A 3,531-nucleotide genomic window follows, 5' to 3' on the forward strand; every position below is an offset into this window, starting at 1 on the left:
TGAGGCGCCGGCGTAGCCGTACATGGCGGCGGCGTCTTGGGCCCACATTTCGGCGTAGAGGGCTTCGGTGGCCATGATGGCCGGGGTGTTTTGGCCGAAGAAGTTGGTCGCGATCAGCGCCATCAACAGCGCGCGGTTGGCCTCGATTACCGGTGGGGGCACCGTCATCCCGAACGCCGCCTCGTAGGCGGCCACGGCCGCGCGGGCCTGGTTGGCGGTTTCTTCTGCCTGGGCAGCGGTGGTGCTTAACCAGCTGATGTAGGGCGTGACCGCGGCCATCATGGTCAGCGAGGTCGGGCCGATCCAGGGACTGCTGGTCAGCTCCGACATGGCGGACCCATAGCCGGTGGAGGCAATGCCCAATTCGGCAGCCAGCCCATCCCAGGCCTCTGCAGCAGCCAGCATCGGCCCCGGGCCGGGACCCGAATACATCCGGCCCGAATTAATCTCCGGCGGTAACAGCCCGAAATCCAGCACTAAACCCCTCCGTCAGGAAGCCAGGATCGCGTTGGCCGGTTCGGCCGAAAGCAACCGATAGCGGTCCCGCAGCGTTGTCGTGAACTGCTCAGCGATCGGCAAGTCCCGGTCGTTGACAGCGCGGTATGTGGTCACAGACGAATTGCGCTTTCTTTCCTCGGTAACCCTCGGCGGCAACAACATTGAGCACGTGCGCTCGTCACTGAAACAGTCGCTCGCCTGCGACATTAGATGGCGATTCGGGCCGTCGCCGCTGCTGACGCCGACTATTCATTCCCGGACAACCACTATTCATCCGCTAGCAACTGCTGTTCATCCAGTGTTGGGTTTTCCGCAATTCGTTGGTCGTCGCCCAGTGGCCCGGTCAGCCACCGGCCGGCGAGAACGGAATCACCGTGGAACGGAGCTCAAACCGGCTTGGGGCCGCCGAACCGTTGCGGCCGGCCAGATTGGTTACCGGCATCATCGGCGGCATGGCACTCGGTGCGCCCGCGTGCGCTGCCGGGACTGCGGCGGTGCCGCCGAACGGCATCGCCGTCGCCGCGCTCGTCGAAGGCGCTGCAGCCCAGCTGGATGGCACGGACAGCGCGCCCACAGAGCTGGCCTGACCCATCCCTGCGGAAATGGCAGGCATACCGCTGCCAGCGCCGGCGAAGCCGGCTGACGCTAGCACGCTGGTGCCCGAGCCGAGGCCGGCCGACTGGGCCGCCCCCAACTCGTTTGCCGCGGTGCTGACAGCTCGGGCAGCGTTTGCCGTGCTGCCCGTCGTGAAGAGCTTGGACAGCATGCTCATCGGCATTGTTGCCATCCGCAAGGGCGTGCTCAGGGCGCTCAGCATCGACAGTGACGATGTCGAGGATGGCGACGACGACGAATCGGTCGCAGACGTTGCGAGGCTTTCCAAGCCCTGGGGCGACGCAAGGCTCTGCAGGGTTTGGGGCATTCCGGAAATCAGCTGCGGACCCGACGACATGAGCGTCTCGACGTCGGTTCCCCCGGAGGTGCCGGCGGCCTGGGCGGCCGCGACGGCCTGTCCGCTCGCGCCACCGGCGTTGGTGGTTTGTGGCGGCGTGCCAAACGGTGTCACCTGCGCGGCGGTCGCCGAGGCGCCGGCATAGCCGTACATCGCCGCGGCGTCCTGAGCCCACATTTCGCCGTAGTGGGCCTCGGTCGCGGCGATCGCCGGGGTGTTCTGCCCGAGGAAATTCGTCGCGACGAGCATTGCCAACAGACTGCGATTCGCGGCAACTACCGTCGGCGGAACTGTTGCGGTGTAAGCGGTTTCATATGCCCCGGCCGCGGCCGTGGCTTGTGCGGCGGTCTGCTCAGCCTGCTCGCCGGTGGCGCTGAGCCAGGTCACATACGGTGCGACGGCTGCGGCCATCGACGCCGAGCTGGGACCGGTCCACGACCCGCTGGTCAGCGTCGCGACCACCGACCCGTAGTTCGCCGCGGCGGACGTCAGCGCGTCGGCCAGCGACTGCCAGGCCGCCGCGGCGGCCAGCATCGAGCCCGGTCCCGGGCCGGCATACATACGCACGGAGTTGATCTCAGGCGGCAGGGCGCCAAAATCCAGCATTGGGTCATCCGCCTTAGCCGGTCGCGACCGCGTTGGCGGCCTCGGTGGCCGCATAAGAACCGGCGCTGTCCCCCAGCGTGCTGACGAACATCTCGTGGATCGCCGATGCCTGCGCACTGACTGCCTGATACATCTGGCCGTGCATGGCGAACTGCGCGGCCGTAAGGGCCGACACCTCGTCTGCCGCTGCCGGGACCACGTCGGTGGTAGGAGCCGCCGCGGCTGCATTTTGCGCTGTCATGGCCAAGCCAATGCCCTGCAAATTTCCGGCCGTGGCAGTCAAGTCTTCTGGCTGTGTGCTCACAAACGACATCAGGCACTCCCTTCACAGCAGCACACACCTGTCACTAGTTAGGGACGTTAACTAGGCAAGATGGGCTGTCGACATGCCCTAGCTATGTGTTAGCTATGAATGGCCTGACGCGCCTCGATACCGCGAACGCAAGCGGCGCGGTTCTCCCGAAGTGGGGAGAACCGCGCCGTTAGGCGGGTTACCGCCGCAGTTCGGTGGCCGCGACCTGCACGTACACGCCAGTGTCCTCGGCCATCAGCAGGCCACGACCGCGGGGCAGCGGGCCGCCCTTCATCTTGCCCCGGATGAAACCTTCGTCGGGGTCGGCGTCCATCACCAGCAGCGGGGAGTTGGCCTGCGCCAGTGCCCGCAGCATCGGGTCGCTGCCCGCCGAAGACCAGCCACCGAACGTACGGGTGACGATCACATGCAAGCCCACATCGGCTGCCCTAGTCACCCACGGTGCGGCTTTGTGCAGCGGCGAATCGAAGCCAGGCGGCAGCTGCTGCACGTCGTCGATGACCAGGAAGATCTCCGGCCCGCTCCACCAAGCCCGCGACAACAGCTCTTCGGCCGACAGTCCCGGCGGTGGCTCGCGCCGGGCCAACACGGCACCCAGCTCGTCCATCATGGCCGCGACGCCGTCGAGGTTGTAGGCGAACTTCTCGACGTAGTCGGTGCCCAGCGTGGTCAGCAGCTGACGACGCGGGTCGACCAGCCACACCTGCGCCGAGGGTCGCGACGTCGGAGGCGCAATGCTGGCTCCCGGCTCGTACACCCGACCGATCTCGGACATGATGGTGGCCAGCGTCGTGGTGCGACCACACTCGCGCCGGCCCGTCACCATCAGGTGCGCGTTCTCGGCGAAGTTGAGATACACCGGCTGCAGGTCCAATTCGTTGATGGCCCAAGCGATTCCACCGGCCCCGCCGTTCTGGCGCCGATCTGCCTGTGCCAGCGTCCGCACCTGGTCCAGGCCGAACTTCGCGGGAAGCCTGCGCACCGGCGGTGCGTGACCGGTGGCCACCTGACTGACCGCTGCCGCAACGCTCTCGGACGCGAACACGTTGTCCGGTGTCGCGCTCAGCGCCGGCCTGGCGACCAGCGTGTGCAGACCCGATTGCGGATCGCTGTCGAGTCGAACGTAGTTCACCGCGACCATGCCGCGACCCGGCTTGACCGG

The 3,531-nt window shown here is 66.8% G+C and carries 4 protein-coding genes and 1 pseudogene; all 5 read right to left on the minus strand.

Translation table 11 applies throughout. From position 1 onward, the window contains the following. Positions 1–474: PPE family protein (locus WAN71_RS15830; RefSeq protein ID WP_422226240.1), on the minus strand; the 474-nt coding region annotated here is incomplete at its 3' end. A 15-nt stretch (positions 475–489) separates the two neighbouring features. Beyond that, positions 490–612, minus strand: coding sequence for a hypothetical protein (locus WAN71_RS15835; RefSeq protein ID WP_422226238.1), 123 nt, complete (start codon positions 610–612; stop codon positions 490–492). Between the two features lie 229 nt (positions 613–841). Further along, entirely contained in the window at positions 842–2,053 is a 1,212-nt protein-coding gene (locus tag WAN71_RS15840; protein ID WP_422226241.1) for a PPE family protein, read from the minus strand. Between the two features lie 16 nt (positions 2,054–2,069). Further along, positions 2,070–2,369 carry a PE family protein gene (locus WAN71_RS15845; RefSeq protein ID WP_422226239.1) on the minus strand — a complete coding sequence of 100 codons (300 nt, stop codon included), beginning with the start codon at positions 2,367–2,369 and terminating at the stop codon, positions 2,070–2,072. A 178-nt stretch (positions 2,370–2,547) separates the two neighbouring features. Then, positions 2,548–3,531, minus strand: a pseudogene (locus WAN71_RS15850) (type VII secretion protein EccC); the annotation flags it as partial.

This window comes from Mycobacterium sp. (assembly GCF_049280035.1).
GTDB lineage: Bacteria > Actinomycetota > Actinomycetes > Mycobacteriales > Mycobacteriaceae > Mycobacterium.